The sequence below is a fragment of the Aeromonas sp. XH genome (assembly GCF_033348475.1).
Taxonomy (GTDB): Bacteria; Pseudomonadota; Gammaproteobacteria; order Enterobacterales; family Aeromonadaceae; genus Aeromonas; species Aeromonas sanarellii.
Genome location: NZ_CP137630.1, coordinates 2,535,968 through 2,561,321, shown reverse-complemented (window position 1 = coordinate 2,561,321; position 25,354 = coordinate 2,535,968). Strand labels below are relative to the sequence as shown.

20 protein-coding genes are annotated in these 25,354 nt (G+C 65.0%); 10 read left to right on the top strand and 10 right to left on the bottom strand.

What is annotated here, in order from left to right; translation table 11 throughout:
- Positions 1 to 3 precede the first annotated feature (3 nt).
- Together R2B70_RS11850 and maiA are read left to right on the top strand one after the other, a co-directional pair.
- A complete protein-coding gene (locus tag R2B70_RS11850) occupies positions 4 to 1,002 on the top strand; it encodes a fumarylacetoacetate hydrolase family protein (RefSeq protein WP_318161558.1) in 999 nt (332 codons plus the stop codon).
- Between the two features lie 68 nt (positions 1,003 to 1,070).
- Positions 1,071 to 1,709, top strand: a complete 639-nt coding sequence (gene maiA / locus R2B70_RS11845; RefSeq protein WP_318161557.1) for a maleylacetoacetate isomerase — start codon at positions 1,071 to 1,073, stop codon at positions 1,707 to 1,709.
- Between the two features lie 79 nt (positions 1,710 to 1,788).
- On the opposite strand, the gene R2B70_RS11840 is transcribed toward maiA, so the two are convergent.
- From R2B70_RS11840 to R2B70_RS11825, 4 genes are all read right to left on the bottom strand, one after another.
- A complete protein-coding gene (locus R2B70_RS11840; protein WP_318161556.1) occupies positions 1,789 to 2,289 on the bottom strand; it encodes a thioredoxin family protein in 501 nt (166 codons plus the stop codon).
- A gap of 199 nt (positions 2,290 to 2,488) precedes the next feature.
- Complete coding sequence (gene asnB, locus R2B70_RS11835; RefSeq protein WP_216990474.1) at positions 2,489 to 4,153, bottom strand: asparagine synthase B; 1,665 nt, start codon at positions 4,151 to 4,153, stop codon at positions 2,489 to 2,491.
- A gap of 204 nt (positions 4,154 to 4,357) precedes the next feature.
- Positions 4,358 to 4,726 (bottom strand): cupin domain-containing protein, encoded by a 369-nt coding sequence (locus tag R2B70_RS11830; protein ID WP_111911474.1) that lies wholly within the window; start codon positions 4,724 to 4,726, stop codon positions 4,358 to 4,360.
- A gap of 141 nt (positions 4,727 to 4,867) precedes the next feature.
- Positions 4,868 to 5,617, bottom strand: a complete 750-nt coding sequence (locus R2B70_RS11825; protein WP_052816355.1) for an HAD-IIA family hydrolase — start codon at positions 5,615 to 5,617, stop codon at positions 4,868 to 4,870.
- Positions 5,618 to 5,824: 207 nt separating this feature from the next.
- Between R2B70_RS11825 and R2B70_RS11820 the strand changes: the two genes are divergently transcribed.
- Positions 5,825 to 6,844, top strand: coding sequence for an adenosine deaminase (locus R2B70_RS11820; RefSeq protein WP_318161555.1), 1,020 nt, complete (start codon positions 5,825 to 5,827; stop codon positions 6,842 to 6,844).
- Positions 6,845 to 6,934: 90 nt separating this feature from the next.
- Here R2B70_RS11820 and R2B70_RS11815 read toward each other — a convergent pair whose 3' ends face one another.
- The 4 genes from R2B70_RS11815 to R2B70_RS11800 form a co-directional block, all read right to left on the bottom strand.
- Positions 6,935 to 7,921 (bottom strand): zinc-binding dehydrogenase, encoded by a 987-nt coding sequence (locus R2B70_RS11815; protein ID WP_318161554.1) that lies wholly within the window; start codon positions 7,919 to 7,921, stop codon positions 6,935 to 6,937.
- 155 nt (positions 7,922 to 8,076) lie between these two features.
- Complete coding sequence (locus R2B70_RS11810; protein ID WP_318161553.1) at positions 8,077 to 9,186, bottom strand: alkene reductase; 1,110 nt, start codon at positions 9,184 to 9,186, stop codon at positions 8,077 to 8,079.
- Positions 9,187 to 9,359: 173 nt separating this feature from the next.
- Positions 9,360 to 10,901 carry a TerC family protein gene (locus R2B70_RS11805; RefSeq protein ID WP_042078826.1) on the bottom strand — a complete coding sequence of 514 codons (1,542 nt, stop codon included), beginning with the start codon at positions 10,899 to 10,901 and terminating at the stop codon, positions 9,360 to 9,362.
- Between the two features lie 276 nt (positions 10,902 to 11,177).
- Complete coding sequence (locus tag R2B70_RS11800) at positions 11,178 to 12,104, bottom strand: cation diffusion facilitator family transporter (RefSeq protein WP_318161552.1); 927 nt, start codon at positions 12,102 to 12,104, stop codon at positions 11,178 to 11,180.
- A gap of 169 nt (positions 12,105 to 12,273) precedes the next feature.
- Between R2B70_RS11800 and R2B70_RS11795 the strand changes: the two genes are divergently transcribed.
- The 6 genes from R2B70_RS11795 to R2B70_RS11770 all read left to right on the top strand — a co-directional run bounded on the left by R2B70_RS11795 (position 12,274) and on the right by R2B70_RS11770 (position 20,885).
- Positions 12,274 to 15,333 carry an FAD-binding and (Fe-S)-binding domain-containing protein gene (locus tag R2B70_RS11795; protein ID WP_318161551.1) on the top strand — a complete coding sequence of 1,020 codons (3,060 nt, stop codon included), beginning with the start codon at positions 12,274 to 12,276 and terminating at the stop codon, positions 15,331 to 15,333.
- A complete protein-coding gene (locus R2B70_RS11790; protein ID WP_318161550.1) occupies positions 15,333 to 15,821 on the top strand; it encodes a hypothetical protein in 489 nt (162 codons plus the stop codon). Before R2B70_RS11795 ends, R2B70_RS11790 begins: the two co-directional genes overlap by 1 nt.
- A gap of 126 nt (positions 15,822 to 15,947) precedes the next feature.
- Complete coding sequence (locus tag R2B70_RS11785) at positions 15,948 to 16,409, top strand: hotdog fold thioesterase (RefSeq protein WP_209792737.1); 462 nt, start codon at positions 15,948 to 15,950, stop codon at positions 16,407 to 16,409.
- 180 nt (positions 16,410 to 16,589) lie between these two features.
- Positions 16,590 to 18,503, top strand: coding sequence for a DEAD/DEAH box helicase (locus R2B70_RS11780; RefSeq protein WP_318161549.1), 1,914 nt, complete (start codon positions 16,590 to 16,592; stop codon positions 18,501 to 18,503).
- Between the two features lie 199 nt (positions 18,504 to 18,702).
- Entirely contained in the window at positions 18,703 to 19,608 is a 906-nt protein-coding gene (locus tag R2B70_RS11775) for a LysR family transcriptional regulator (protein WP_318161548.1), read from the top strand.
- A 104-nt stretch (positions 19,609 to 19,712) separates the two neighbouring features.
- On the top strand, positions 19,713 to 20,885 hold the full coding sequence (locus R2B70_RS11770) for an MFS transporter (RefSeq protein ID WP_318161547.1): 1,173 nt from the start codon (positions 19,713 to 19,715) through the stop codon (positions 20,883 to 20,885).
- 69 nt (positions 20,886 to 20,954) lie between these two features.
- On the opposite strand, the gene R2B70_RS11765 is transcribed toward R2B70_RS11770, so the two are convergent.
- Together R2B70_RS11765 and rnt are read right to left on the bottom strand one after the other, a co-directional pair.
- Entirely contained in the window at positions 20,955 to 22,277 is a 1,323-nt protein-coding gene (locus R2B70_RS11765) for a Na+/H+ antiporter family protein (protein WP_042076192.1), read from the bottom strand.
- A 247-nt stretch (positions 22,278 to 22,524) separates the two neighbouring features.
- A complete protein-coding gene (gene rnt, locus R2B70_RS11760) occupies positions 22,525 to 23,184 on the bottom strand; it encodes a ribonuclease T (RefSeq protein WP_318161546.1) in 660 nt (219 codons plus the stop codon).
- A gap of 145 nt (positions 23,185 to 23,329) precedes the next feature.
- Between rnt and R2B70_RS11755 the strand changes: the two genes are divergently transcribed.
- Positions 23,330 to 25,303, top strand: coding sequence for a methyl-accepting chemotaxis protein (locus R2B70_RS11755; RefSeq protein WP_318161545.1), 1,974 nt, complete (start codon positions 23,330 to 23,332; stop codon positions 25,301 to 25,303).
- Positions 25,304 to 25,354 lie beyond the last annotated feature (51 nt).

Sequence of the window (25,354 nt, the reverse complement as noted above, 5' to 3'; positions counted from 1 at the left end):
CACATGAAATTGGCAACCCTGAACAACGGCAGCCGCGACGGCGCCCTGATGGTGGTGAGCCGGGATCTTTCCCGCGCCGTGCGCGTGCCGGCCATCGCCCCCACCCTGCAAGGGGCTCTGGACGCCTGGGACGAGGTGGCGCCACGACTGGCAAGCGTCTATCAGGCCCTCAACGACGGCACCAGCCCGGATGCCTTCCCCTTCGATGAGGGAGCCTGCCTCTCCCCGCTGCCCCGCGCCTACCAGTGGCTGGATGGCAGCGCCTACGTCAACCACGTGGAGCTGGTGCGCAAGGCCCGCGGCGCCGAGATGCCGGACAGCTTCTGGCACGATCCCCTGATGTACCAGGGAGGCTCGGATACATTCCTGGCTCCGCGCGGTCCCATCGTCATGGGTTCCGAGGCGTGGGGCATCGATTTCGAATCGGAAGTGGCCGTCATCACGGACGACGTGCCCATGGGGACGAGCCCGCAAGAGGCGGCCGGCCACATCAAGCTCTTGATGCTGGTCAACGACGTGAGCCTGCGCAACCTCATCCCGGGGGAGCTGGCCAAGGGGTTCGGCTTCTTCCAGTCCAAGCCCTCCAGCAGCTTTTCGCCGGTGGCCATCACACCGGACGAGCTCGGCGGCGACTGGCGCGATGGCAAGGTGCACCTGCCCCTGGTGACACATCTCAACGGCGCCCTGTTCGGGCAGCCCAACGCCGGGGTGGACATGACCTTCAACTTCTATGAGCTCATCGCCCACGCCACCAAGACCCGGCCCCTAGGAGCGGGCAGCATCATCGGCTCGGGTACCGTCTCCAATTACGACAGAAGCCTTGGATCCTCCTGCCTTGCCGAGCTGCGGATGCTGGAAATTATCGAGTCGGGTCAAGCCACTACACCCTTCCTGCGCTTTGGTGATACAGTGTCCATCGCGATGCAGGATCGCAATGGACTGAATCTGTTTGGCACCATTTTGCAGCGGGTCATGCCGGCGGACGCCAGCCAGACGCAGTGAGAGGATCGGCGGGGACAGGGGCTGGCGAGCGGCAGGTGTCCTTGCACCTGCCAACACAGGGACAGACTATGTTGCAGTTGTTTGGATATTGGCGGTCATCGGCAAGTTATCGGGTGCGGATCGTGATGCAGCTCAAGGGGCTCGATTATGAGCAGCATCCGATCAATCTGCGGCAGGGAGAGCAGCGGGAGAAGGCCTATCGCCGGATCAACCCCCAGGGGCTGGTGCCGTTTCTGGTGGACGGCGAGGTGCAGGTGGGTCAGTCGGTGGCCATCATGGAGTACCTCGACGAGACCTACCCCGCCCACCCCCTGATGCCGTCCGCCCCCGAGGAGCGGGCCCGGGTGCGCCAGATCGTCAACATGATCGCCTGCGACATCCACCCCCTCAACAACCTGCGGGTGCTCAACTATCTGGAGGAGGTCTTCAGGGTGGGCAAGGAGCAGGAGGCCAGCTGGTATCGCCACTGGATCGACGAGACCTTCACCGCGCTGGAGCAGCTCTTGATGACCACGGCCGGGGTCTACAGCGTCGGCAACGAGGTAACCCTGGCGGATTGCATGCTGGTGCCCCAGGTCTACAACGCCCGCCGCTTCAACATAGCCCTGGACGACTACCCCACCATCAACCGTATCGTCGCCAACTGCGAGCAGCTGCAGGCCTTTATCAAGGCCGCCCCCGCCAATCAGCCGGACGCCCAGCCCTGATTTCACCCCCGTGATAAACAACAAACATCCCGCACCGTCAGGCGACCGTGCGGGGTGTTTGCGTCATGGTCGGGGCTTGTCAGCTGCGAGCCTCCTGGCGCTGGAAGAAGGCGATGAACTTGCCGAATTTCGCCTCATCATAGCTCTTCTCCTTCTCCAGCAGCCCGGTGTTGAAGGATTCCAGCAGCTTGCCGCGGGCGTCCAGCACGTAGAAATGGGGCACCCCCAGATACTCGGGATAGGCTTTGAGGAAGGATTCGTTCTTGTTCTGCTCGCTGACGTTCACCTTGACCACCACGAAGGTGCGGTTGAGCTGGCTGGCAAGATCCGGCTCCCGGTCCAGAAAGCGGTTCATCTCCTGGCACCAGCTGCACCACTCGCCCCCCACCAGCAGCAGGACCTTTTTGCCCTCTTGCTGCGCCCTGGTGGTGGCGGCGGCCAGATCTTTCGCCGGATCCCGCGTCTCGTCATAGCCCTGGCTGTAATCGGGCAGGCCCCTGGCCCAGAAGTGCTCGTCCGCGCGGGCGGCGCCGTTGAACAGCAGGGTGCCCAGCACCAGGGGCAATAACAGGTGTTTCATGGTCTCTTCCTTGTGTCGTTATTGTTTGGCTTCCAAGCAGCAACAATGTGACACGAACGACCCCCTTCGCCAAGGGCTACAGGGGCATGGGATATGCGAAAAACGGCATTGTTAAGCCACGAAGACGCACATGAAGAAGACACGCATGAAAAAGCCCCTCGTGGGAGGGGCTTGGTGATCTCGATGGGAGAAGAGGGGCTTAGTAACCCTGCTGGTGGACGTCCATCACGGCGCGGCCTGACGGGTCGGCCATCTCCTTGAACTTGGCATCCCACTCCAGGGCGGTCGGGGTGGAGCAGGCGACGGACTTGCCGTAGGGCACGGTGCGGGCGGCGGACTCCAGCGGGAAGTGCTCGTCGAAGATGGCGCGGTAGTAGTAGGCCTCCTTGGTGAGCGGGGTGTTGATGGGGAAGCGGAACGCCGCCGCCTCGAACATCTGATCCGTCACCTCCTGCTCGACCATGGCCTTGAGGCTGTCTATCCAGGAGTAGCCCACGCCGTCGGAGAACTGCTCCTTCTGGCGCCACGCCACCTCGTGGGGCAGCAGATCCTCGAAGGCTTCCCGCAGGATGTGCTTCTCGATCTTGCCCTTGCCGCACATCTTGTCGGCGGGGTTGAGGCGCATCGCCACGTCCATGAACTCCTTGTCGAGGAAGGGCACGCGGCCCTCCACGCCCCAGGCGGCCATGGACTTGTTGGCCCGCAGGCAGTCGTAGAGGTGCAGGGCGGACAGCTTGCGCACCGTCTCCTCGTGGAACTCCCGGGCGTTGGGCGCCTTGTGGAAGTAGAGGTAGCCGCCGAACAGCTCGTCGGAGCCTTCGCCGGAGAGCACCATCTTGATGCCCATCGCCTTGATGTAGCGTGCCATCAGGTACATGGGCGTGGAGGCGCGGATGGTGGTGACGTCATAGGTCTCGAGGTGATAGATGACGTCCCGTAGGGCATCCAGCCCCTCCTGCACGGTGAAGTGGATCTGGTGGTGGATGGTGCCGAGGTGGTCTGCCACCTTGCGGGCGGCGGCCAAGTCCGGCGAGCCTTCCAGGCCGACGGCGAAGGAGTGCAGCTGCGGCCACCAGGCTTCGCTCTTGTCGTCATCCTCGACTCGGCGAGCGGCATAGAGCTTGGTGATGGCGGAGATGACGGACGAATCCAGCCCGCCGGAGAGCAGCACGCCGTAGGGGACGTCACACATCAGCTGGCGCTTGACCGCCGCTTCCAGCGCGGCTTTCAGCTCGGCCTTGTCGCTGACGTTGTGCTCGACTGCGGCGTACTCCATCCAGTCGCGCTTGTACCAAGTTTTAAGTTCGCCATCCTTGCTCCAGAGGTAGTGTCCCGGCGGGAAGGTCTCGACGCTCTTGCACACCGGCACCAGGGCCTTCATCTCGGAGGCGACGTAGAAGTTGCCGTGCTCGTCGCGGCCGGTGTAGAGGGGGATGATCCCCATGTGGTCGCGACCGATAAGATACGCATCCTGCTCGGCGTCATAGAGGATGAAGGCGAAGATGCCGTTGAGATCGTCCAGGAAGGCGGGGCCCTTCTCTTTGTAAAGGGCCAGCAGCACCTCGCAGTCGGAGTGGGTCTGGAACTGGAAATCGACCTTGAGGTTTCTCTCCAGCTCCTTGTGGTTGTAGATCTCGCCGTTGACGGCCAATACGTGGGTGCGCTCGGGGTTGTAGAGCGGCTGGGCGCCGTTGCCCGGATCGACGATGGCCAGGCGCTCGTGCACCAGGATGGCCTTGTCGGAGCTGTAGACGCCGGACCAGTCAGGCCCGCGGTGACGCAGTCGCTTGGACATCTCCAAGGCCGATTTGCGCAGAGTGGCGGAGTCGGTCTTGATGTCCAGAATGCCGAAAATAGAACACATTGGCGGTAATCCTCTTGATTTTTATATGAGCCCCCCACGTTTGGGCTCGAAATTCCATTTACATTCCTCGCCAATCACAATGCCTAGCGGAAAACCCTTTTGCAAGCGGGAAAACCGCAGAAAATCATGCCGTAAGCGTCAAGCCGTGCCAGGGGATGGTCACCGCACGGTCGCCCGGAAAAGGGAACGAGGTTGACGTGCGCGTCAGGTCGCGGCGGGTTCGAAGATCACATAGAGCTTGCGACAGGCCACCAGGGTCTCCCACTCGCCGACGAAGCCCGCCGGGATGACGAATTGATCGCCCGGCTTGAGGTGCAGCTGGCCACCCTGACCGTCGTGGATCCGCGCCTCCCCCTCCAGCAACTGGCAATACTCGTGCTCGGTGTAGTGCACGGCCCAGCGGCCCGGCTCGCAGGCCCAGAAGCCCACGTGAAACTGCTGGCTCGGGTCCGAGTAGTGATTCCACAGGGTCTGGCTCGGGTTGCCGGCCCGGATCCGCTCGGGGGCGGGCATCAGCGGGGTGGGGGAGACGGGGTGCTGGTCCAGCAGGATCCAGTCGTTCAGGCTCTTCATGGTGCGTCCTTGGGGTGGCGAGGGGAGCATCCTGCTCCCGTTTAGTTTGTTTAACAATGTTGCGGTTACGTTAAACGAAACGGGCCCCCTTTGCCAAGGGGCCCGTGTTGTGCGCTTGCCGCCCGGGGGCGGGGCAGGGGATCAGACGATGTCGATGTCGACCACGGAGTCGAAGATGTGGTTCGGCCGAAACGGCATGCGGTCGATGTCCGCCACCTTGCTCACCCCGGAGAGCACCAGCACCGTCTCGAGACCGGCCTGGAAGCCCGCCAGTATGTCGGTGCGCAGGTTGTCGCCGATGATGATGGTGTCGTCGGAGTGGGCCTCCATCCGGTTGAGCGCCGCGCGGATGATCCAGGCGCTCGGTTTGCCCACGTAGAAGGGCTTCTTGCCGGTCATCCGCTCGATGGGGGCGCACAGGGCGCCGCAGGCCGGGTGCATCAATGGGCCGTGGGTGTCCGGGTTGGTGGCGATGAAGCGGGCCCCCTGATCCACGAACTTGGCCCCCAGCTGCATCATGGACCAGTTGTAGTTGCGGGTCTCCCCCACCACCACGAAGTCGGGGTCGATGTCGGTGATGGTGAAGCCCGCCTTGTAGAGCTCGTGGGTCAGGGCCCCTTCGCCGATCACATAGGCCTTCTTGCCGTCCTGACGCTTGAGGAAGTCGGCGGTGCCCATGGCGGAGGTGTAGAAGCACTCCTCCGGCACCTCGATGCCGGCGGAGCGGAAGCGGTTTTGCAGATCTTTCTGGGTCTGGGCCGGGTAGTTGGTGAGAAACAGCAGCTTGCTGCCCTGCTCCAGCAGGCGATGGACGAAGCGATCGGCGCCGGGCACCAGATCGTTGTTGTGCAGGATGACGCCGTCGATGTCGCAGATGACGCTTTTTTTCATGGGGACTCCTTGTGTAGGCGCAAGAGGCGGCGGAACGTTGCGCCAACCCTCAAGATCTTCAAATAGTTATGTTGTTTTTTGTGACGCCATTATAAGGCGCTTTGATGACAAGTCTCCCCCGGCGCGCCAGATGGGTGCACAATGGAAGACAAGGGAGGGCGCCGCCCCGGCGGTGCCCGCACAGGATCTGACGATGGAGCCGTCATCATGGAGCACTTTATTGCCGGCTTGCCCAAGCTGGAACTGCACCTGCATATCGAGGGCACCCTGGAGCCCGAGCTGATGTTTGCCCTTGGCCAGCGCAACGGCGTGACCCTGCCCTGGCCCGACGTGGCGAGCCTGAGGGCCGCCTATGAGTTCGACTGTCTGCAATCCTTCCTCGATCTCTACTACCTGGGGGCCAGCGTGCTCGTCACCGAGCAGGATTTTTTTGACCTCACCTGGGCCTATCTGGAGCGCTGCGCCGCCGACAAGGTGGTGCACGTGGAGATCTTCTTCGATCCCCAGACCCATACCGCTCGCGGGATTGCGTTCGAGACGGTGCTGGGGGGCATAGAGCGGGCGCTGCAGGAGGCGGAGCGGGTGTTCGGTATCAGCTGGCGCCTTATCATGAGCTTCCTGCGCCACCTGAGCGAGGAGGCGGCCTTCGCCACGCTGGCGCAGGCCGCTCCCTTCATCTCCCGCATCCACGGCTTCGGTCTCGACTCGAGCGAGCTCGGCAACCCGCCCGGCAAGTTTGCCCGGGTCTTTGCCCGCTGCCGGGAGCTGGGGCTGCCGGTGGTGGCTCACGCCGGGGAGGAGGGGCCGGCGGCGTACATCTGGCAGACCATACGGGAGCTTGAGGTGAAGCGCATCGATCACGGGGTGCGTTGCAGCGAGGATCCCGAGCTGGTGAGCTATCTGGCGGATACCCGGCTGCCGCTCACCGTCTGCCCCCTCTCCAACGTGCGGCTCAAGGTGTTTGACGAGATGGCGCACCACAACGTGCTGACTCTGCTGGAGCAGGGGCTCTGCGTCACCGTCAACTCCGACGATCCCGCCTATTTTGGCGGCTACCTGACGGCCAACTTCCGGGCGCTGGTGCAAGCGCTCGGCGCCAGCCGGGAGCAGCTCTGCCGCCTGTGCCTCAATGCGGTGGAGGCGAGCTGGCTGAGCCTCGCGGACAAGGTGCGCCTGACTCGGGACATTCGCCAGCATGCTGCGTTGCACGGGGTGATCCTGCACTGAGCCAGGCGCCGATGAAGATGAGAGGCAAAGAGGCCCGCCATCACTGGCGGGCCTCTCTCTTGTCAGCCTAGGCGGCGGGCCGAGCGGGTATCAGGCCACCCGCACCAGAAACTTCTCCCCTTGCCCCTCGCGCTTGAGACGGTCGAGCAGGGCGGGCAGCGCCTCGAAGTCGCCGATCACCAACGGTGGCAAACCGAGCTCGCCGCTCGCCATCTGCGCCATCATGGTGACCCCGGCCGCCACCAGACGGCTCCACTGCCGGTCGGTGCCGAAGGCGTGCTGGGCCCCGAGCGCAATCTCGTGCAATGAGTGGCAATGACTAAAGGGGGGCTGCGGGTTGCTGGCGATGCGCCCGAGCACAGTCACCATGTGGCCGTAGTAGCCCAGGGCCGGCAGCAAGGCTTCGGCCTGCTGGCTGGAGACCAGATCGATGATCCCCTCGAACGGTTCCCCCCCGTTGGCGGCCTGCAGCTGGGCCAGCCAGTCGTGCTCGCTATAGTCGGCGACCCCTTGCACCCCCAGCTGCCTGAGCCAGCCATGGTGACGGTGGCTGGCGCTGGCAAAGACCCGTGCCCCCTGCCTGAGCGCGAGCTGCACCGCGAAACGCCCCACATTGCTGCCCGCCCCCGTGATGAGCAGCGCCTCCCCATGCAGGTGCGGCAGCTTGGCCAGCGCCTGCCAGGCGGTGAGGCCGGGGCAGGGCAGTGCGGCGGCGGCCTCGTCGCTCAGGGCATCGGGCACCGGCAGCAGGGCGCGGGCCGGCACGCAGCTGTGGTGGGCGAAGCTGCCGCCGTGGCGCAAGTCGGTGTGATAGGCGACCCGGGCGCCGAGGCGCAGATGGCTGACGTTGGCGCCCAGCGCCACTATGGTGCCCATGCCGTCGACGCCTGGCACATGGCCAGGCTGCCACTGGGGGTGGCCATGCTCGATGAGTTTCCAGTCCACCGGGTTGAGGGCGATGACCCGATTGGCGATGAGGACGTCGTTGGCCCCGGGGACGGGGAGCGCTTGCCGGGTGAGGGTGAGCTGGCCCGGCTCGCCGGGGGCGTGCCAGCACCAGGCCTGGGTATGGCTCATGGTGACTCCTTGTTGGATGAGGGGGGATCCCCTGATTGAATAAGGTAGCGCGACAACACCATTCTCCATGGTTGCAGTCACAAGACAGCGAGGCGGGCCCCCGCTGGTGGGGCCCGCCCGGGCTGTCTGTTGGTCATTTCTGCGAACTGGCCGCCTCAGGCCTGCGCGGCCTCATAGGCGGGATAGTCGGTCAGCCCCTTCTCGCCGCCACCAAACAGGGTGGCGGGATCGTGGGGCGCGAGGGGGTAGCCGTGGCGCAGCCGGTTCGGCAGATCTGGATTGGCCACGAAGGGGCGACCGAAGCCTATCATGTCGGCCCAGCCCGCCGCGAGGGCGGCGCGAGCCCGCTTGCCGTCGTACTTGCCCGCGTAGATGAGGGTGTTGGGGAAGGCGTCCCTCAGCCCCTGCTTGAAGCTCTCCGCCATCAGGGGCGCATCGTCCCAGTCCGCTTCGGCCACGTGCAGGTAGACGATGTCCATCTCCCCCAGCAGGCGGGCGGCGGCCAGGTAGGTCTCCTGGGGATTCGCATCCACGGTGCCGTTCAAGGTGGTGAGGGGGGCCAGGCGCACGCCAACCCGATCGGACCCGATTTCGCGGCAGACCGCCTCGGTCACCTCTTTCAGGAAGCGCAGCCGGTTCTCCAGGGAGCCGCCGTAGCCATCGGTGCGGGCGTTGGACTCGGAGTCGAGGAACTGGTTGATGAGGTAGCCGTTGGCGGCGTGCAGCTCGATGCCGTCGAAACCGGCCTCCATGGCGTTGCGGGCTGCCCGGCGGAACTGGCCCACCACGGCGTCGATATCGGCCTGGGTCATGGCGCGCGGGGTGACCGTCTCGACAAACCCCGGAGCATCGCTGCCGTTGTCGACAAACACCCGTACCCCTTTCGCCCGGATGGCGGAGGCGGAGATGGGCTGAGCGCCGCCGATGTTGTCGGGATGGGTGACTCGGCCCACGTGCCAGAGCTGGGCGAAGATGGTGCCCCCCTTGGCGTGGACGGCATCGGTCACCCCCTTCCAGCCCGCGATCTGTTCGGCGCTGTGGATCCCCGGGGTCCAGGCATAGCCCTTGCCCATGGGATCGATCTGGGTGCCCTCGGAGATGATGAGGCCGGCCCCGGCGCGCTGGGCGTAATAGGTGGCCATCATGGCGTTCGCCACGTCGCCGGGCTGGCTGGCGCGGGAGCGGGTCATGGGGGGCATGACGATGCGGTTGGCAAGGTGCAGCTGGCCGAGGCGTAGGGGGCAGAACAGGTTGTCGTGGCTCATGGTGAACTCCTCATCTTGGAATGGAGGAGACTCTAGAGGGGATGGTCGTTGTGAAAAAGAGGGGGCATTGCAGAAGAGAATTGCCGTTTTCACAGCAATGGGTCGAACTCCCCGGGTTGTCGCCATAAAAAAGAGGGCCGGCGGCCCTCTCTTCATGTCATTGCCGTCGGGGATCAGGGGGCGAGCGGCGTGACCCGTACCCGCTCGATGCGGCGCTCGCTCACGCCCATGACCTCGAAGCAGAACCGGCCGAGCTGCAGCTGCTGGCCCACCTCGGGCAGGCTGCCGAAGTGGGAGAGCAGCATGCCCGCCAGGGTCACGTACTCGTCGCTCTCGCTCACCAGGCCGTCGCAGTTCAGGGCCTGCTCGACCTGATGGATGTTGGTGCTGCCGTTGATGAGCCAGCCGGCGCCGTCGATGACCACGTCCGGGGCCTCGTCCTCGTCCGGCAGCTCGCCCACGATGGCCTCCAGCAGGTCGTGGGTGGTGACCAGCCCCTGGATGACACCGAACTCGTCCGCCACCAGGATGAGGCTGCCCCTGGCCTGGCGCAGCTCCGCCAGCAGCCGGATCACGTTGATGGTCTGGGGCACGATGACGGGATCGTTCTGCCTGGCCAGCTCGGCGAGGGATTGCCCCTCGTTCAGGGCAAACAGCAGATCCCGGGCCTTCACCACACCGATGATCTCGTCCAGCTCCCCGTCGCAGACCGGGAACAGGCTGTGAGGGGCCCGCTGCAGCAGGGCGCGGATCTCCTCGGCGCCGTCGTTCACGTCGACCCACTCCATCTCGGCGCGGGGGGTCATGATGGTGCGGATGGAGCGCTCTGCCAGGGAGAGCACGCCGCTCACCATGTAGCGCTCCTCCTCACCGAAGCCGGGGGGCAGGGGCGCATCCTGCTCCTCTTCCTCGTCCTCCTGCGGGTGTGCCGAGCGCTTGTTGCCCCCCATCAGCTTGAAGATGGCGGCCGTGGTGCGCTCGCGCAGGGGCTGGCGCGCCTCATGGCGCAGGGCGCTGCGCTGGGCCAGCTGGTTGAAGAACTCGATGAGCACCGAGAAGCCGATGGCCGCGTAGAGGTAGCCCTTCGGAATGTGGAAGCCGAAGCCTTCCGCCACCAGGCTGAAGCCGATCATCAGCAGGAAGCTCAGGCAGAGCACCACCACCGTGGGGTGGGCGTTGACGAAGCGGGTCAGGGGCTTGGAGGCCAGCACCATCACCACCATGGCGATGGTCACGGCCGCCATCATGACGCCGAGGTGATCCACCATGCCGACGGCGGTGATGATGGAGTCCAGGGAGAAGACAGCGTCCAGCACCAGGATCTGGGCGATCACCACCCCGAACCCGGCATAGACGCCGGTCGCGCCCTGCTCCTCCGGCCTGGCCTCGAGCCGCTCGTGCAGCTCTGACGTCGCCTTGAACAGCAGGAAGAGGCCGCCCCCCATCAGGATGAGATCCCGCCCCGAGAAGGGGTGATCCCAGACGTGCAGAATGGGGGTCGTGAGAGTGACCAGCCAGGACATCACGCTGAGCAGCCCCAGGCGCATCAGCAGGGCCAGCGACAGGCCGATGATGCGCGCCCTGTCCCGCTGGGCGGGGGGCAGCTTTTTCACCAGGATGGCGATGAAGACCAGGTTGTCTATCCCGAGAACGATTTCCAGGATGATCAGGGTAAGCAGACCGACCCAGATAGAGGGGTCCAGCAGAAATTCCATGTCATAAACCTCAATGAAGACAGATGCAGTGAATCGCGGTCACGGCAAGGACGCCGTGGAGACAGGGGCGTTCGCTTCAGAGGCGTTGGTTGAGCAGGTACAGATAGGCTTTGATGGGAAAAGACGAAGGGCTACTTCGGGGATTGTCCATGATGGGCAATAAAACCTCGGGTCAAAAGTGAGCCCTGATGATAGCGGTTGGCACCGTTTTGGCAAGAGGGAACCCAGGAAGATGTGATGACAGGGGGAGGCGCGGATGGCCTCCCCTCAGGGGCGTTACAGCCAGCGTTTCTCGCGGGTGAAGCAGACCGACAGCCAGGCATCCCCCAGGGTGTCGCCGAGGCGGGACCAGAGCTCCTGGCGCAGGGCGTCCTGACGTTCGACGGGCCACTCCTGGCCGGGGGCCACCAGGATGTTGAGTTCGAGATCGAAGCGGCGGCCGCTTTTCGCCAGGTGGCTGTAGCACTCGATCCCATGGCGCAGGCGCAGGGCCTCGACTTCGCTGGCCACCAGCCGGGAGACGTCTCCCTTGGGGGCAATCTTCAGCACTTCCCGCAGGTTGCGGCCCAGCACCTTGATGGGAATGAGGGTGGCACACAGGGCCAGCAGCGAGACCAGCACCGGGTCTATGAAGCGGTTGTAGTGGCCGTAACCCAGGGTATCGAGCCCGATGGCGACCAGGAAGCCGATGAGCAGGGTGGCGCTCAGCAGGGTGTCCACCAGCCACTCCTTGGAGTCCACCCGCACCAGCTCGGAGTCGACCCGCTCGGCCACGTCGGCCTCGATGAGGTAGAGGATGCCGCAGAAGAAGGTGGAGACGACGGCATAGATGAGGGCGTGGCCGAGATCGATTTCCCGTCCGCCCGTCAGCAGGGTGGTGAGGCCGTTGTAGAGTGCCGCCAGACAGAGCAGCAGAATGATGGCGCCGTTGATGACGTTGGCGATGGGTTCGAAGTGGGCGTAGCCGTACTGGAAGCGGGCGTCTGAGGGGCGGGTGACCAGGTAGGCTGTGATGAGTCCGAGGCCCGTCATGCCCATGCTGAACAGGGTGAAGATGCCGTCGAGCATGATGGCGTTGGAGCCGACGAAGAGGCCATAGCCGATGCCGAAAATGGCAAAGGTGATGCAACCAAACAGCGACAGGGTCAGCGCCTGTTTTTCGGTGCGGATCAGTGTACTGATAACATGGCTGTGATTAGCCATAAGAGTCCTCCTTTCAAATGGTGAAGATTGCGCGCGCAAGCGGTTTTCTAGCTGATATACTGCCCGCTCACATGTGAGCGGACTGGTTCGGGGGCCCGCGAAGAGGCTGGCCCGAACGGTCGTTGTCGCCGGAGTTCCGGCATCAAGCAAAGGAAGGGAACAAGGATTCATGATCCCGAGACTCGATTACCAGGACAGTTTGTCACCTACAACCCTGCAGTTTCTTGAGTTGCTGGCGCGCTCAGCATTTCGTGGTGATATCGAAAAGTCTTATGCAAGCCGGTTGGCGATGGCGACGGATAACAGCGTCTATCAGGTAGTACCTCAGGCGGTGCTCTATCCGCGCAGCGCGGATGACATAGCGGTGATGCTCAAGCTGGCCCAGGGGCCCGAGTACGCGGCCTTGAGTTTCTTCCCTCGCGGCGGCGGTACCGGCACCAATGGTCAGTCCTTGGGCGGCGGCATTATCGTCGATCTCTCGCGCCATATGAACCAGATCCTGGAAATTAATCTGGAGCAGGGTTGGGTACGGGCCCAGGCCGGGGTGGTCAAGGATCAGCTCAACGCCTATCTGAAACCCCACGGCTACTTCTTCTCGCCGGATCTCTCCACCTCCAACCGCGCCACCCTGGGGGGCATGGTCAACACCGACGCCTCGGGGCAGGGGTCCCTGGTGTACGGCAAGACCTCGGATCACGTGCTCGGCCTCAAAGCCGTGCTGGAGAACGGCGACATCATGGCCACCGAGCCGGTCAGCGGCACGCGTCTGGCGGACAAGCTGGCCCTGGAGAGCCGCGAGGGGGAGATCTATCGCACCCTCTATCGCATCGGCAAGGAGCGCCGCGCCGACATTGAGGCCACCTTCCCCAAGCTGAACCGCTTCTTGACCGGTTACGATCTCAAGCATCTCTATATCCCCGAGAGCGACACCCTGGATGTGAGCCGGGTGCTGTGCGGCTCCGAAGGGTCCCTCGGCTTTATCACCGAAGCCAGGCTCAACATCACCCCCATCCCGCGCTACCGGACCCTGGTCAACGTCAAGTACGACAGCTTCCCCTCCGCCCTGCGCAATGCCCCCTTTATGGTGGAGGCCCATGCGCTGTCGGTGGAGACGGTGGACTCCCGGGTACTGGGGCTGGCTCGCGCCGACATCATCTGGCACTCGGTCAAAGAGTTCATTCAGGAGGTGCCGGGCAAGGATCTGCAGGGGCTCAACATCGTCGAGTTTGCGGATACCGACGAGGATGAGCACAAGGCCAAGGTGGCCGAGCTGTGTCGGCGCATCGACGCCCTGCTGGCCAGGGGGGAGGCGGGGATCATCGGCTATCAGGTGTGCGATCACCTGCCGAGCATCGAGACCATCTACGCCATGCGCAAGAAGTCGGTGGGGCTGCTCGGCAACGCCGAAGGGCGCAAGAAGCCGGTGGCCTTCACCGAAGACACCGCCGTGCCACCGGAGTCGCTGGCGGACTTCATCATGGAATTTCGAGCCCTGCTGGACGCCCACGGCCTCGACTACGGCATGTTCGGCCACGTCGATGCCGGGGTGCTGCACGTGCGCCCGGCGCTGGACCTGTGCGACCCCGAGCAGGAGGTGTTGCTGCGGCGCATCTCGGATCAGGTGGTGGCGCTCACCGCCAAATATGGCGGCCTGATGTGGGGTGAGCACGGCAAGGGGTTCCGCTCCGAATACAGCCCCGCCTTCTTCGGCGAGCTGTGGGAGGAGCTGCAACGGGTCAAGGGGGCGTTTGACCCCCAGAACCGCGTCAACCCCGGCAAGATCTGCATGCCTTATGGCAGCGGGGCTTCGCTTGTCTCGGTGGACGGGCCCAAGCGCGGCAAGTTTGACCGCCAGATCCCGCTGGCGGTGCGCACCAGCTATACCCGGGCCCTCGATTGCAACGGCAACGGTCTGTGCTTCACCTTCGAGACCGACTCCCCCATGTGCCCCTCGGTCAAGATAAGCAAGGACAGGCGTCACTCCCCCAAGGGGCGGGCAGGGCTGATGCGCGAATGGCTGCGCCAGCTCGCACAGCAGGGCTTCGATCCCCTGGCCGAGGAGGTGGCGCTGCAAAGCGGCGGCTTGCGCGTCAAGCAGATCGTCGACAAGTTCCGCAACACCCTGGCCCGCGCCCGCGGTCAGTATGACTTCTCCCACGAGGTGATGGAGGCGATGGAGGGGTGCCTCGCGTGCAAGGCGTGCACCAGCCAGTGCCCCATCAAGGTGGACGTGCCCACCTTCCGCGCCCGTTTCATGCAGCTCTATCACAGCCGCTACCTGCGCGGGCCCAAGGATTACTTCGTCGGCACCGTCGAGAGCTATACCCCCCTGCTCGCCAAGGCCCCCAAGCTGGTCAACTTCTTCCTCGAGAAAGAGTGGGCCCAGAAGGCGAGCGAGAAGAGCATCGGCATGGTGGACGTGCCGCTGCTCTCGGTACCGACCCTGGCCGAGGAGCTGCGCGATCACAAGGCCCGCTACTTCGACCTGCCGGGCCTGGAGGCCATGAGCCCCGAGCAGCGTAAAAAAGTGGTGCTCATCGTGCAGGATCCCTTCACCAGCTATTACGACGCCCCCGTGGTGCGTGACCTGGTGAAGCTCGCCAGCAAGCTCGGACTGCAACCCTATTTGCTGCCGTTCAAGCCCAATGGCAAGCCCCAGCACGTGAAGGGTTTCCTGCGCGCCTTTGCCCGCACCGCGGCCAGCAGCGCCCAGTTCCTCAACAAGGTGGCGGCGCTCGGCATCCCCATGGTGGGGGTCGACCCCTCCCTGGTGCTCTGCTATCGGGACGAGTACGTGAAGGCGCTGGGCCCGGCCCGCGGCGACTTCCAGGTGCTGCTGCCCCAGGAGTGGCTGCTCTCCCTGCCGGCAGAGGTGCTGCCGGTACGGGAGGAGCATGCCGCTGCCGAGCCCTGGTATCTGTTTGCCCACTGCACCGAGAAGACGGCGAAACCCTCCACCCACGGCGACTGGGGCACCCTGTTTGGCCGCTTCGGTGCCCGGCTGCAGCCGGTCTCGGTGGGTTGCTGCGGCATGGCGGGCACCTATGGTCACGATGCCAAACAGGTGGAGAACTCCAAGGGCATCTATGGCCTCAGCTGGGCCGAGCCCCTGGCCCGCCTGCCGAAGGAGCGTTGCCTGGCCACCGGTTATTCGTGCCGTAGCCAGGTCAAGCGGATGGAGGGGGAGAAGCTCAAGCACCCGTTGCAGGCCCTGCTGGAACTGATCTGATGCTTAGCCTCCCCAAGGGATTTCGGGTGCCAAAGGCCCATCGGCACCCGCATTTTCTGTTGCTGTCGGTCAGCCCGGATCAGGCGGTGGTGGAGTTCGTCGCCATGCTGCGCGAGCGCGAGCAGCTCCATCAGCTGTTTCGCCCGGACGACGTCTGGCCCTCCGACCACTTCGGCCTGAGCCAGCACGAGGCGGATCTGGAGTGGCAGCGCTCGGAGTTTCTCGCCAAGCGCTCCTTTGCCTACGGCCTCTGGAGCCCGGATCGGGAGCCCGAGTTCTGGGGCGGCGTTTACCTCTATCCCTCGGTGCTGCCGGAGGTGCAGGTGGAGCTCTTTTTCTGGAAGGTGGCCGAGGCGCCGCTCACCGATGCCGAGCTTGAGGCCGAGCTGCGCGCCTGGCTCGGCAAGGTATGGCGCTGGTCCGAGCCGCGTCTGCCGGGGCGTGACCAGCCCTGGGCCGAGTGGCCAGGGGTGACCTATCCCTGGTGAGGGTCAACCTCGATGCAAGATGCCCCGGCGTGGGCATCTTTTTTTTTGTGCCTTTTTCGCCGACACTGCACGTTCGCCGACACAGCTCGACGATAACCCATTGATCACGCAAGGAGTCCGCTCGCCATGAGTCAAGAGAACGCCCCCATCTGGCGCAAGCCCATGAGCCTGGAGGGGCTCAACGCCAGCTCCCGCCACACCCTGATGGCCCACCTCGACATCGTCTACACCGCCTTTGGTCCCGACTGGCTGGAGGCCACCATGCCGGTGGATCACCGTACCCATCAGCCGCTCGGCATGCTGCACGGCGGGGCGTCCGTGGTGCTGGCGGAGACGCTCGGGTCTCTGGCCGCCAACATGGCGGTGGGGGAGGAGAGCTACTGCGTGGGGCTGGAGGTCAATGCCAACCACCTGAGGGCCAAGCGGGAAGGGGTGGTGACGGGACGCTGCTGCCCGCTGCATCTGGGGGCGACCACCCAGGTGTGGCAGATTGAAATCCGCGATGAACGTGGTCGTTTATTGTGCACCAGCCGATTGACCATGGCGGTACTCAAACACAAGCGGGGCAAGGACTCGAGTGATGAGTGATCGGCAATAACGCACCATGAGTGCAAAATAAGCAAGCCATAGTCGCGAGATCCCTCTATAATTGCCAACGTCTTGAGAGGCCTATCACATTTTTCAAGACAGCAGAACAAAGTGGCGCTATAATCGCCGCCTTTTTGCTATTCCGCGGTGTTAGCCGCCTGCCTTAATCTGGAAGAATCTATGTCTGATACCGAACAACTGCCCCTTTTTAGTGAGCTTGGACTGGCCGCGCCCGTGTTGAAAGCGCTGCAGGACGTGGGCTATGAGCGCCCGTCCCCCATCCAGGCCGCAGCAATTCCCCACCTGATGGCGGGACACGATCTGCTGGGGCAGGCGCAAACCGGTACAGGGAAGACCGCTGCCTTTGCCTTGCCTCTGTTGTCTCGTCTGGAAGCTGGTAACCGCAACACCCAGATCCTGGTGCTGGCGCCGACCCGCGAACTGGCCCTGCAGGTGGCGGAGGCGTGCCAACGCTATGCCCACCACATGCCCGATTTCCACGTGCTGCCCATCTACGGCGGCGCCTCCTATGAAACCCAGACCCGCGCCCTGCGCCGCGGTGCCCAGGTGGTCGTCGGTACCCCGGGCCGCGTGATGGACCTGATCCGTCGCAAGAACCTGGACCTCTCCGGCCTGAAGGCCCTGGTGCTGGACGAAGCGGACGAAATGCTGCGCATGGGCTTCATCGACGACGTGGACTGGATCATGGATCAGTGCCCGGCCGGTCGTCAGGTCGCGCTCTTCTCCGCCACCATGCCGGAGCAGATCCGTCGCGTGGCCCAGAAGCACCTGAAGCAGCCCAAAGAGATCAAGATCGCCTCCAAGACGGCCACCGCCACCACCATTCGCCAGCGTTACTGGCAGGTGACCGGTCTGCACAAGCTGGACGCCATGACCCGTCTGCTGGAAGTGGAATCCTACGAAGCCCTGCTGGTGTTCGTGCGTACCAAGAACGCCGCCGAGGAGCTGGCTGGCAAGCTGGCCGCCCGCGGTCACGCCTGTGAGGCGCTGCACGGCGACATCCCGCAGAAGCTGCGTGAGCGTACCGTCGACAAGCTGCGTCAGGGCCAGCTGGACATCCTGATCGCCACCGACGTGGTCGCCCGTGGTCTGGACGTCGAGCGCATCACCCACGTGGTGAACTACGACATCCCCTACGACACCGAATCCTACGTGCACCGTATCGGCCGTACCGGTCGTGCCGGTCGCAAGGGCGAGGCCATCCTGTTCGTGGCTCCTCGCGAGCGCCGCATGCTGCGCGCCATCGAGCACGCTACCCGCCAGGCCATCGAGCCGATGAAGATGCCGAGCACCGAGGACATCAACCAGCACCGTCTGGCCAAGTTCAAGGAGCGCATCCGCGAGACCATGATGGGCGAGGAGCTCGAGATCTACCACAACCTGGTGAACGAGCTGATCGAAGAGGATTCCGCCGATCCGCTGGAGCTGGCTGCCGCGCTGGCCAAGCTGGTGCAGGGCGACCAGCCGCTGCTGCTGGACGACTCCATCCCGGATCCGCTGCTGAACGCCGGCAACGATCGCGGTGGCTTCGAGCGCCGTGAGTTCAACGACCGCGGTGGTCGTGACTTCGGCAACCGTGACTTCGGTGACCGCGGCGATCGCCCGGCCCGTCGCATGCCGTCCCTGGAGCCGCGTCCGCTCAAGGACAACCCGGACGTGGAGATGGAGCGTTACCGCGTGGACGTGGGTGCCCATCACGGCGTCAAGCCGGGCCAGATCGTCGGCGCCATCGCCAACGAGGCGAACATCGAGAGCCGCTTCATCGGCAACATCGACATCGCCGACGACTTCTCCACCGTCGACCTGCCCAAGGGCATCAGCGCCGAGGTGCTGGAGGTGATCAAGAAGGCCCGTGTCTGCCAGCGTCCGCTGCAGATCACCCGCTACACCGAAGTGCCGGCCGGCAGCAACACGGCCCCCCGTCCGCCCCGCAGCGACCGCCCCTTCAACAAGGAGCGTCCTTTCAACAAGGATCGCCGTCCCAGCGGTGACCGTCCCTTCAACAAGGGTGGGGAGCGCCGTGAAGGTGGCTTCAACAAGGATCGCAAGTTCAGCAAGCGCCGCGACAGCTGAGTCCGGATCCTGTTGACAAGAGGCCGCTCATGATGAGCGGCCTTTTTTATGCGCGCTGCGCAGGGCGGACTCGCTCCTCGCCGCCTGGCGACGTCCTGTTGCCTCTGGTGCCGCAACGCAGGAGTGGAGCCGGCCAGGGCCTGGTGTTACCTTGGCCGGGCGGCGTGACGCCGCCGTAGCCGTGGATTGAGGGGGAAGCATGGATCGATTGGGGATGATGGAGGTGTTCGTGCTGGCGGTGGAGACAGGCTCCTTCTCGGCGGTGGCCCGCCGGCTGGGGCTGGGGCAGCCCACGGTCTCCAGGTTGATCGCCCAGCTGGAGGAGCACCTCGGCAGCCGACTGCTGCTGCGTTCGACTCGCGGCCTGACGCCCACCGAGGCGGGGGAGGCCTATTACCAGAAGGCCAGGGAGATCCTGCTCCAGGTCAACGAGGCCGAGGCCATGGTGCAGCAGTGCCGGGCCGGGCTGAGCGGACGCCTGCGGGTGAGCGTCCCCGTCACCTTCGCCCGCCTGCACATCATCCCCCGTCTTGCCGGCTTTCTGGCGGACCATCCCGGACTGGAGCTCGAGATCCTGCTGGATGACGGCAACATCGATCTCATCCCGGCCGGCATCGACGTCGCCTTGCGGCTGGGGGCACAGGCGGACTCAGCGCTGGTGGCCCGCCGCCTCTCCCGGTGCGGGATGCGGGTGCTGGCCACCCCGGCCTATCTGGCGACCAGGGGGGCGCCGGCCTCTCCCGGGGATCTGCAAGACCATGAGCTGGTGATCTACAGCCCGAAACCCGGGATGGGGCAGCAGTGGCGGTTTCATCGGGGGGAGGAGGAGGTGAAGGTGTCGGGGCGTGGCCGGCTGACGGTCTCGGCGGCCGAGGGCATGCGCGCCGCCGTGCTGGCAGGGCTGGGGCTTGGCATCGCATCGGAGTGGATGTTCGCCCCCGAGCTCGCCAGCGGGGAGGTGGTGGCGGTGCTGCCTGCGTGGCAACTGCCCACGCTGGATCTCTGGGCACTGCTGCCGGCTGGCCGCGAGCTCAGCGCCAAGGCCGGCGCCTTCCTGAGCTTCGTGGCAGGCCACTGTGGCCTGGGGCATGCACAGGCGGAATAGCTGTTATGGCGTGAGGTCGCCTACTGGCGACCCGCGTCCCTGGGTAGGCTGTGTGCATCCGGCCCGCCTCAGCGCGGGATCCATTCAGCCAAGAGGATGACAACGTGAGCACATCGCAACCCAGCCCCTCCCTGCTCTTCGCCATGGCCCTGTCGTGCGGCCTGGCGGTCGCCAACATCTATTACAACCAGCCCATGCTGGCGGTGATGGCCAACGACTTTCCCGGGCAGCCCGCCATCGCCCTGATCGCCATGCTGACCCAGCTCGGCTATGCCGCAGGCCTGCTGCTCCTGGTGCCGCTTGGCGATGTGGTCGAGCGCCGCTGGCTCATCGTGGGGCAGTTCGGGCTGATCGCCCTGGCCTCCCTGCTGGCCGCCACGGCCAGCGGGGCCATCAGCCTGATGCTGGCCTCTGTGCTGCTCGGCATCGGTGCCACGGCGGCCCAGCAGATAGTACCAGTGGCGGCGACCCTGGCGGCCCCGTCCCGACGTGGCGCCGTGGTCGGCAGCGTGATGAGCGGTTTGCTCGCCGGGATCCTGCTCAGCCGCACCCTCGCCGGGCTGGTCACCGCCTACGGCAGCTGGCGTGCCATGTTCTGGCTCGCCGTACCCCTGGCCCTGCTGGGGGCCCTGCTGATGGCCAGGACGATCCCGCTCGGGTTGCCGCGCACCACCCTGGGGTATGGCCGTCTGCTGCGCTCGCTCATGGGCCTGTGGCGGGAGGAGCCCGCCTTGCGCCGTGCCACCCTGATCCAGGCCCTGCTGTTTGCCTCCTTCAGCGCCTTCTGGACAGTGCTGGCCTTCTATCTCGCCGAGCCCGGCTACGGGCTGGGGGCCGATGTCGCCGGCCTGTTCGGCGCCATCGGGGTGGCGGGGGTGGTGGCCGCCCCGCTGGCGGGCCGGCTGGCGGACAGCCTGGGGGCCAGGCCCGTGGTGCTGGGAGGGGCCGTGATGGTGGCGCTGGCCTGGGTCTGTTTCGAGGCCTGGATCTCCCTGGCCGGGTTGGCGTGCGGAGTCATCCTGCTGGATCTCGGGGTGCAGAGCGCACTGGTCGCCCATCAGCAGCGGATCTATGGCCTCAGGGCCGAGGCGAGGGGGCGGGTCAACACCCTCTTCATGACCGGCATGTTTCTGGGAGGCACCCTGGGGTCGACTCTGGCCATGCTGGCCTGGCAGCAGGGGCACTGGGTGGGGGTGGGCTCGGTGGGCATGGGGCTGGCGCTGGTGGCCTGTCTCTGTGCCCTGGCCGGGCGGCGTCCTCTGCAAGCTGCCGGCTGATGGCGGTGCCGGAGACAACAAAGGCGACCCCGGGGTCGCCTTTTTCAGCCTTGCATCCTGTGCTGGTGGTTAGAGCACCATGGCGGCAACCCAGCCGAAGATCACCAGCGGGATGTTGTAGTGGATGAAGGTGGGCACCACGCTGTCCCAGATGTGGTCGTGCTGGCCGTCGGCATTGAGGCCCGAGGTGGGGCCCAGGGTCGAGTCGGAGGCGGGGGAGCCCGCATCCCCGAGCGCACCGGCGGTTCCCACCAGGGCGATGGTTGCCATGGGCGAGAAGCCGAGGTGGATGCACAGGGGCACGTAGATGGTGGCGATGATGGGCACGGTGGAGAAGGAGGAGCCGATCCCCATGGTGATGAGCAGACCCACCAGCAGCATCAGGAAGGCGGCCAGTCCCTTGTGGCCCGCCATCATGCCGGAGACGGACTGCACCAGGCTCTCCACCCCGTGGGTCTCTTTCATCACGGCGGCGAAGCCGGCGGCGGAGATCATGATGAAGCCGATGAGGGACATCATGCGCACCCCCTGGGTGAAGGCGTCCTGGCTCTCACGGAACTTGATGACGCCGCCGCAGGTGAAGATGACGAAGCCCGCCAGCGCCCCGAGGACGATGCTGTTGGTCATCAGCTGTAGCCCCAGCGCCACGGCGATGGCCAGCAGGGCCACCCAGATGTGGTTCAGGTTGAGCTCCACCGTCTCGGGCTCGGCGGCCAGGATCTTCTCCAGATCGTACTGGCGCGGCTTGCGGTAGCTGAAGAAGACGGCGATGAGCAGGCCGACGAACATGCCGAACACCGGGATGGCCATGGCCAGCGGCATCTGGCTGTATTCCACCGGCACGCCGTTGTCGACGAGGTTCTTGGCCAGGATGTTGTTGAGGAAGATGCCGCCAAAGCCCACCGGCAGCAGCATGTAAGTGGCGGTGAGGCCGAAGGTGATGACGCAGGCCACCTGGCGACGATCGATCTGCATCTGGGCCATGACGTGCAGAAGCGGCGGGATCAGGATGGGAATGAAGGCGATGTGCACCGGGATCAGGTTCTGGGAGGAGATGGAGACCGCGAGCAGGGAGGTGATCAGCAGGCTCTTGACCCAGAGAATGCGGGAGCTGCTGGCATCTTTGCCGAGCTGGCTGATGACCTTGCGGGCCAGCAGATCGGTGATGCCGGAGCGGGAGATGGCCACCGCGAAAGCCCCCAGCATGGCGTAGGAGAGGGCGATCTCGGCGCCGCCACCCAGGCCGCCGGTGAAGGTGCTGAGGGTCTTCTCGAGGGAGAGGCCGCCGAGCAGGCCACCCGCGATGGCGCCGATGGCGAGGGAGACCACCACATTGATCCGCAGCAGGCTGAGCACCAGCATCAGCGCCACCGCGATAACAACAGGATTCATTTGATTTCCTTATGGTTTGTATTGCTGTCTGTCGAGTGAAAGGCAGCTAGTTTGCGAAAAACCGGACAAATGTCGAGAAAAAAATCGGCGGATCCCGGCCATCGGCAGCATCTTGTGGCACAAGGTTGCTGGCAACCCGGTGCCTGGGCTTCGCCGCCTCTCCTGGTCCAACCTGTTCACCCCCTATCGGACCCCTGTAACGCAGACAGGCTGCCGTCCGGCAGCCTGTCTGGGCAGGTCGGGACTCTCAGACCCCGGCGTCGTCGCTGCTGTCATCCGGGGTGGCCAGGGGCCAGCCCCCCAGACTCTTCCAGCGGTTGACGATATGGCAGAACAGCAGGGTGGTGCGCTCGGTGTCGTAGAGGGCGGAGTGGGCCTCTTTGTTGTCAAAGGGGATGTTCGCACTCTGGCACGCCTTGGCCAGCACCGTCTGCCCCAGGGCCAGGCCCGAGAGCGCGGCGGTGTCGAAGGTGGCGAAGGGGTGGAACGGATTGCGCTTGAGGCCGGCCCGCTCGGCGGCGGCCATCACGAAGCCGTGATCGAAGGTGGCATTGTGGGCGACGATGATGGCGCGACCGCAGTCGCTCTCCTTCATGCCCTTGCGCACCCCCTTGAAGATCTCGGTGAGCGCCTCCTTCTCGTCCACGGCGCCGCGCAGGGGGTTGAAGGGATCGATGCCGGTGAACTCCAGCGCCGCCTTCTCCAGGTTGGCCCCCTCAAAGGGCTGGACATGAAAATGGAAGATCTGATCGGGCACTAGCCAGCCCTGTTCATCCATCTTGAGGGTGTGGGCGGCTATCTCCAGCAGGGCATCGGTCTTGGCATTGAATCCGGCGGTTTCAACATCGATGACGACGGGGTAAAAGCCACGAAAGCGGCCCTTGAGGGTGTGAACGGCGTCGGTCATGGTATCTCGGTCGGCATGAAAGGAGGCGGCATTATGGCAAAAAAGCGGGCCCTTGTCCCTTATCCGCCGTCATGGGGCCGGCATCTGGTTCTCTTTGAAGCGCTTGAGCTTATAATTGGCGACTTCAACCATGGAGGGAGAGGCGATGATGAAGCTGGGATTGGCGCACAAGATGCTGCTGGTAGTCTGTCTGCCACTGCTGGCCCTGCTGTTTTTTTCCGGTCGCTATGTCTATGAGCGCTACCGGGTCGAGCAGGAGATGAGCGAGGCCAGGGCCGCGCTGGAGGTGGTGAAGGAGGCGGCGCAGCTCGCCCATGAACTGCAAAAGGAGCGTGGCATGTCGGCCGGCTTCCTGGGGTCCGGCGGCAACAAGTTCCGCGATGCGCTGCCCGCCCAGCGCAAGGTGGTGGACACCCTGTTGCAGCGTTTTCGCCAGGAGCCGGCCCTGCTGGCCCTGACCGAGGTGCAGCAGGCGCTGGCGGGGCTCACCGCCATGCGTGAGCGGGTCAGTGATCTCGGGGTCGAGGTGGCGGAGCAGGTCGGCTTCTACACCCGCCTTGTGACGGAGCTGCTGGCGGTGGTGGACGGGATCAGCGTCGACAGCCGGGACGCCACCATAGCGCTGCAGACCAACGCCTACGCCGCCTTCCTGCAGAGCAAGGAGCGCATGGGGCTGGAGCGGGCGACCCTGAGCAATGTGTTCGGGCGAGGCCGCTTCACCCCGGCGCTGTTGCAGCAGTTCATCTCCCTGCTGGCGGCCCAGAACACCTATCTCGAGCGTTTCCAGGCGGTGGCGAGTCCCGCCCAGCGCCAGCTGCTGAGGGAGAGCCTGGCCTCCCCCGTGGTGGCCAAGGTGGCGGCCATGGAGACGCTGGCCCTGGACAGGGCGGCCAGCGGCGGGTTCGGGGTGGATGCGGAGGCCTGGTTTGCCCTGAGCACCGACAAGATAGGCCTGCTCAAGGAGATCGAGGATCGCCTCTATCTGCAGCTCTTCGAGCGGGTCGAACAGATGCGGGCAGACAGCGCCCGCGCGCTCTGGTGGGGGGCGTTTGGCGTGCTGCTGTGCATCGCCCTGACCACCTTCGTCTGCTGGCGGGTGGTGCGGGATCTGCATCTGGGCTTCATGACCCTGCACCAGACCTTCAAGCGGCTGGTGCAGGAGAACGATCTGACCGTGCGGGTCGACTGGCGCTCGGGGGATGAGCTGGGGGCGCTGGCGCAGGATTTGAACCGCTTCCTCGCCCACTTGGAGAGCCTGCTGCTGGCGGTGCGCCACTCCTGCGACGTGTTGAGGCGCAGCGCCGCCGTCTCTGCAGGGGTCATCGCCGAGGTGAACGCCGGCGTGGTCAGGGGATTTGGCCAGGTGGACCTAGTGGCGACCGCCGCCACCGAGATGGCCTCGACGGTGGCCGAGATAGCCCGCAACGCCACCCAGACCTCCCAGGCGACCCAGCAGGCCATCGGCCGGGCCCGGCAGGGGGACAGGGAGGTGGATCATACCATCAACGCCATCCAGCAGGTGGCGGGCACCCTGGTCGACACCCGGCACCTGGTGGACAGTCTGCATCAGGACACCGAGGCGGTGGGAGAGGCCCTGAACCTCATCAAGCAGATCTCGGACAGGACCAACCTCTTGGCCCTCAATGCCGCCATCGAGGCGGCCCGCGCCGGGGAGTCCGGCCGTGGCTTTGCGGTGGTGGCCGAAGAGGTGAGGGCGCTCGCCTCCCGCACCCAGCAGGCCGCGGACGACATTGCGCAGATGTTGGGCCGTCTGCGCCAGGGGGCCAATCAGGCGGTGACGGCCATGCACATGGGCACAGAGCAGGCCGGTCTGAGCGTGACAGAGGCCAGGAGGGCGGGGAGCGAGCTGAATGTCATCGTCGACGAGGTGCGCAAGGTGAGCGACATGACAGCCCAGGTGGCCACCGCCACCGAGGAGCAGCGCTACGTGACCGACGATATCCAGCACAACGTGATGACCATCCGCGAGGTCTATGAGGCCCATCGCCAGCATTCGGAAACCCTGCAGCAGCACAGCGCCGAGCTGGACACCCTGGCCAGGGAGCTCGCGGAGCGTCTCGCCAGCTTCAAACTGATGGCGCGTTCTCCCACCGACTGAGCGTTTTGCCCTAAAGCTTGCCCCGCCACGGCCGATAGGTAATTCGAGATA

Coding starts and splice junctions, on each gene's coding strand:
- R2B70_RS11850 (WP_318161558.1), top strand. CDS start 4: ATGAAATTGGCAACCCTGAACAACGGCAGCCGCGACGGCGCCCTGATG.
- maiA (WP_318161557.1), top strand. CDS start 1,071: ATGTTGCAGTTGTTTGGATATTGGCGGTCATCGGCAAGTTATCGGGTG.
- R2B70_RS11840 (WP_318161556.1), bottom strand. CDS start 2,289: ATGAAACACCTGTTATTGCCCCTGGTGCTGGGCACCCTGCTGTTCAAC.
- asnB (WP_216990474.1), bottom strand. CDS start 4,153: ATGTGTTCTATTTTCGGCATTCTGGACATCAAGACCGACTCCGCCACT.
- R2B70_RS11830 (WP_111911474.1), bottom strand. CDS start 4,726: ATGAAGAGCCTGAACGACTGGATCCTGCTGGACCAGCACCCCGTCTCC.
- R2B70_RS11825 (WP_052816355.1), bottom strand. CDS start 5,617: ATGAAAAAAAGCGTCATCTGCGACATCGACGGCGTCATCCTGCACAAC.
- R2B70_RS11820 (WP_318161555.1), top strand. CDS start 5,825: ATGGAGCACTTTATTGCCGGCTTGCCCAAGCTGGAACTGCACCTGCAT.
- R2B70_RS11815 (WP_318161554.1), bottom strand. CDS start 7,921: ATGAGCCATACCCAGGCCTGGTGCTGGCACGCCCCCGGCGAGCCGGGC.
- R2B70_RS11810 (WP_318161553.1), bottom strand. CDS start 9,186: ATGAGCCACGACAACCTGTTCTGCCCCCTACGCCTCGGCCAGCTGCAC.
- R2B70_RS11805 (WP_042078826.1), bottom strand. CDS start 10,901: ATGGAATTTCTGCTGGACCCCTCTATCTGGGTCGGTCTGCTTACCCTG.
- R2B70_RS11800 (WP_318161552.1), bottom strand. CDS start 12,104: ATGGCTAATCACAGCCATGTTATCAGTACACTGATCCGCACCGAAAAA.
- R2B70_RS11795 (WP_318161551.1), top strand. CDS start 12,274: ATGATCCCGAGACTCGATTACCAGGACAGTTTGTCACCTACAACCCTG.
- R2B70_RS11790 (WP_318161550.1), top strand. CDS start 15,333: ATGCTTAGCCTCCCCAAGGGATTTCGGGTGCCAAAGGCCCATCGGCAC.
- R2B70_RS11785 (WP_209792737.1), top strand. CDS start 15,948: ATGAGTCAAGAGAACGCCCCCATCTGGCGCAAGCCCATGAGCCTGGAG.
- R2B70_RS11780 (WP_318161549.1), top strand. CDS start 16,590: ATGTCTGATACCGAACAACTGCCCCTTTTTAGTGAGCTTGGACTGGCC.
- R2B70_RS11775 (WP_318161548.1), top strand. CDS start 18,703: ATGGATCGATTGGGGATGATGGAGGTGTTCGTGCTGGCGGTGGAGACA.
- R2B70_RS11765 (WP_042076192.1), bottom strand. CDS start 22,277: ATGAATCCTGTTGTTATCGCGGTGGCGCTGATGCTGGTGCTCAGCCTG.
- rnt (WP_318161546.1), bottom strand. CDS start 23,184: ATGACCGACGCCGTTCACACCCTCAAGGGCCGCTTTCGTGGCTTTTAC.
- R2B70_RS11755 (WP_318161545.1), top strand. CDS start 23,330: ATGATGAAGCTGGGATTGGCGCACAAGATGCTGCTGGTAGTCTGTCTG.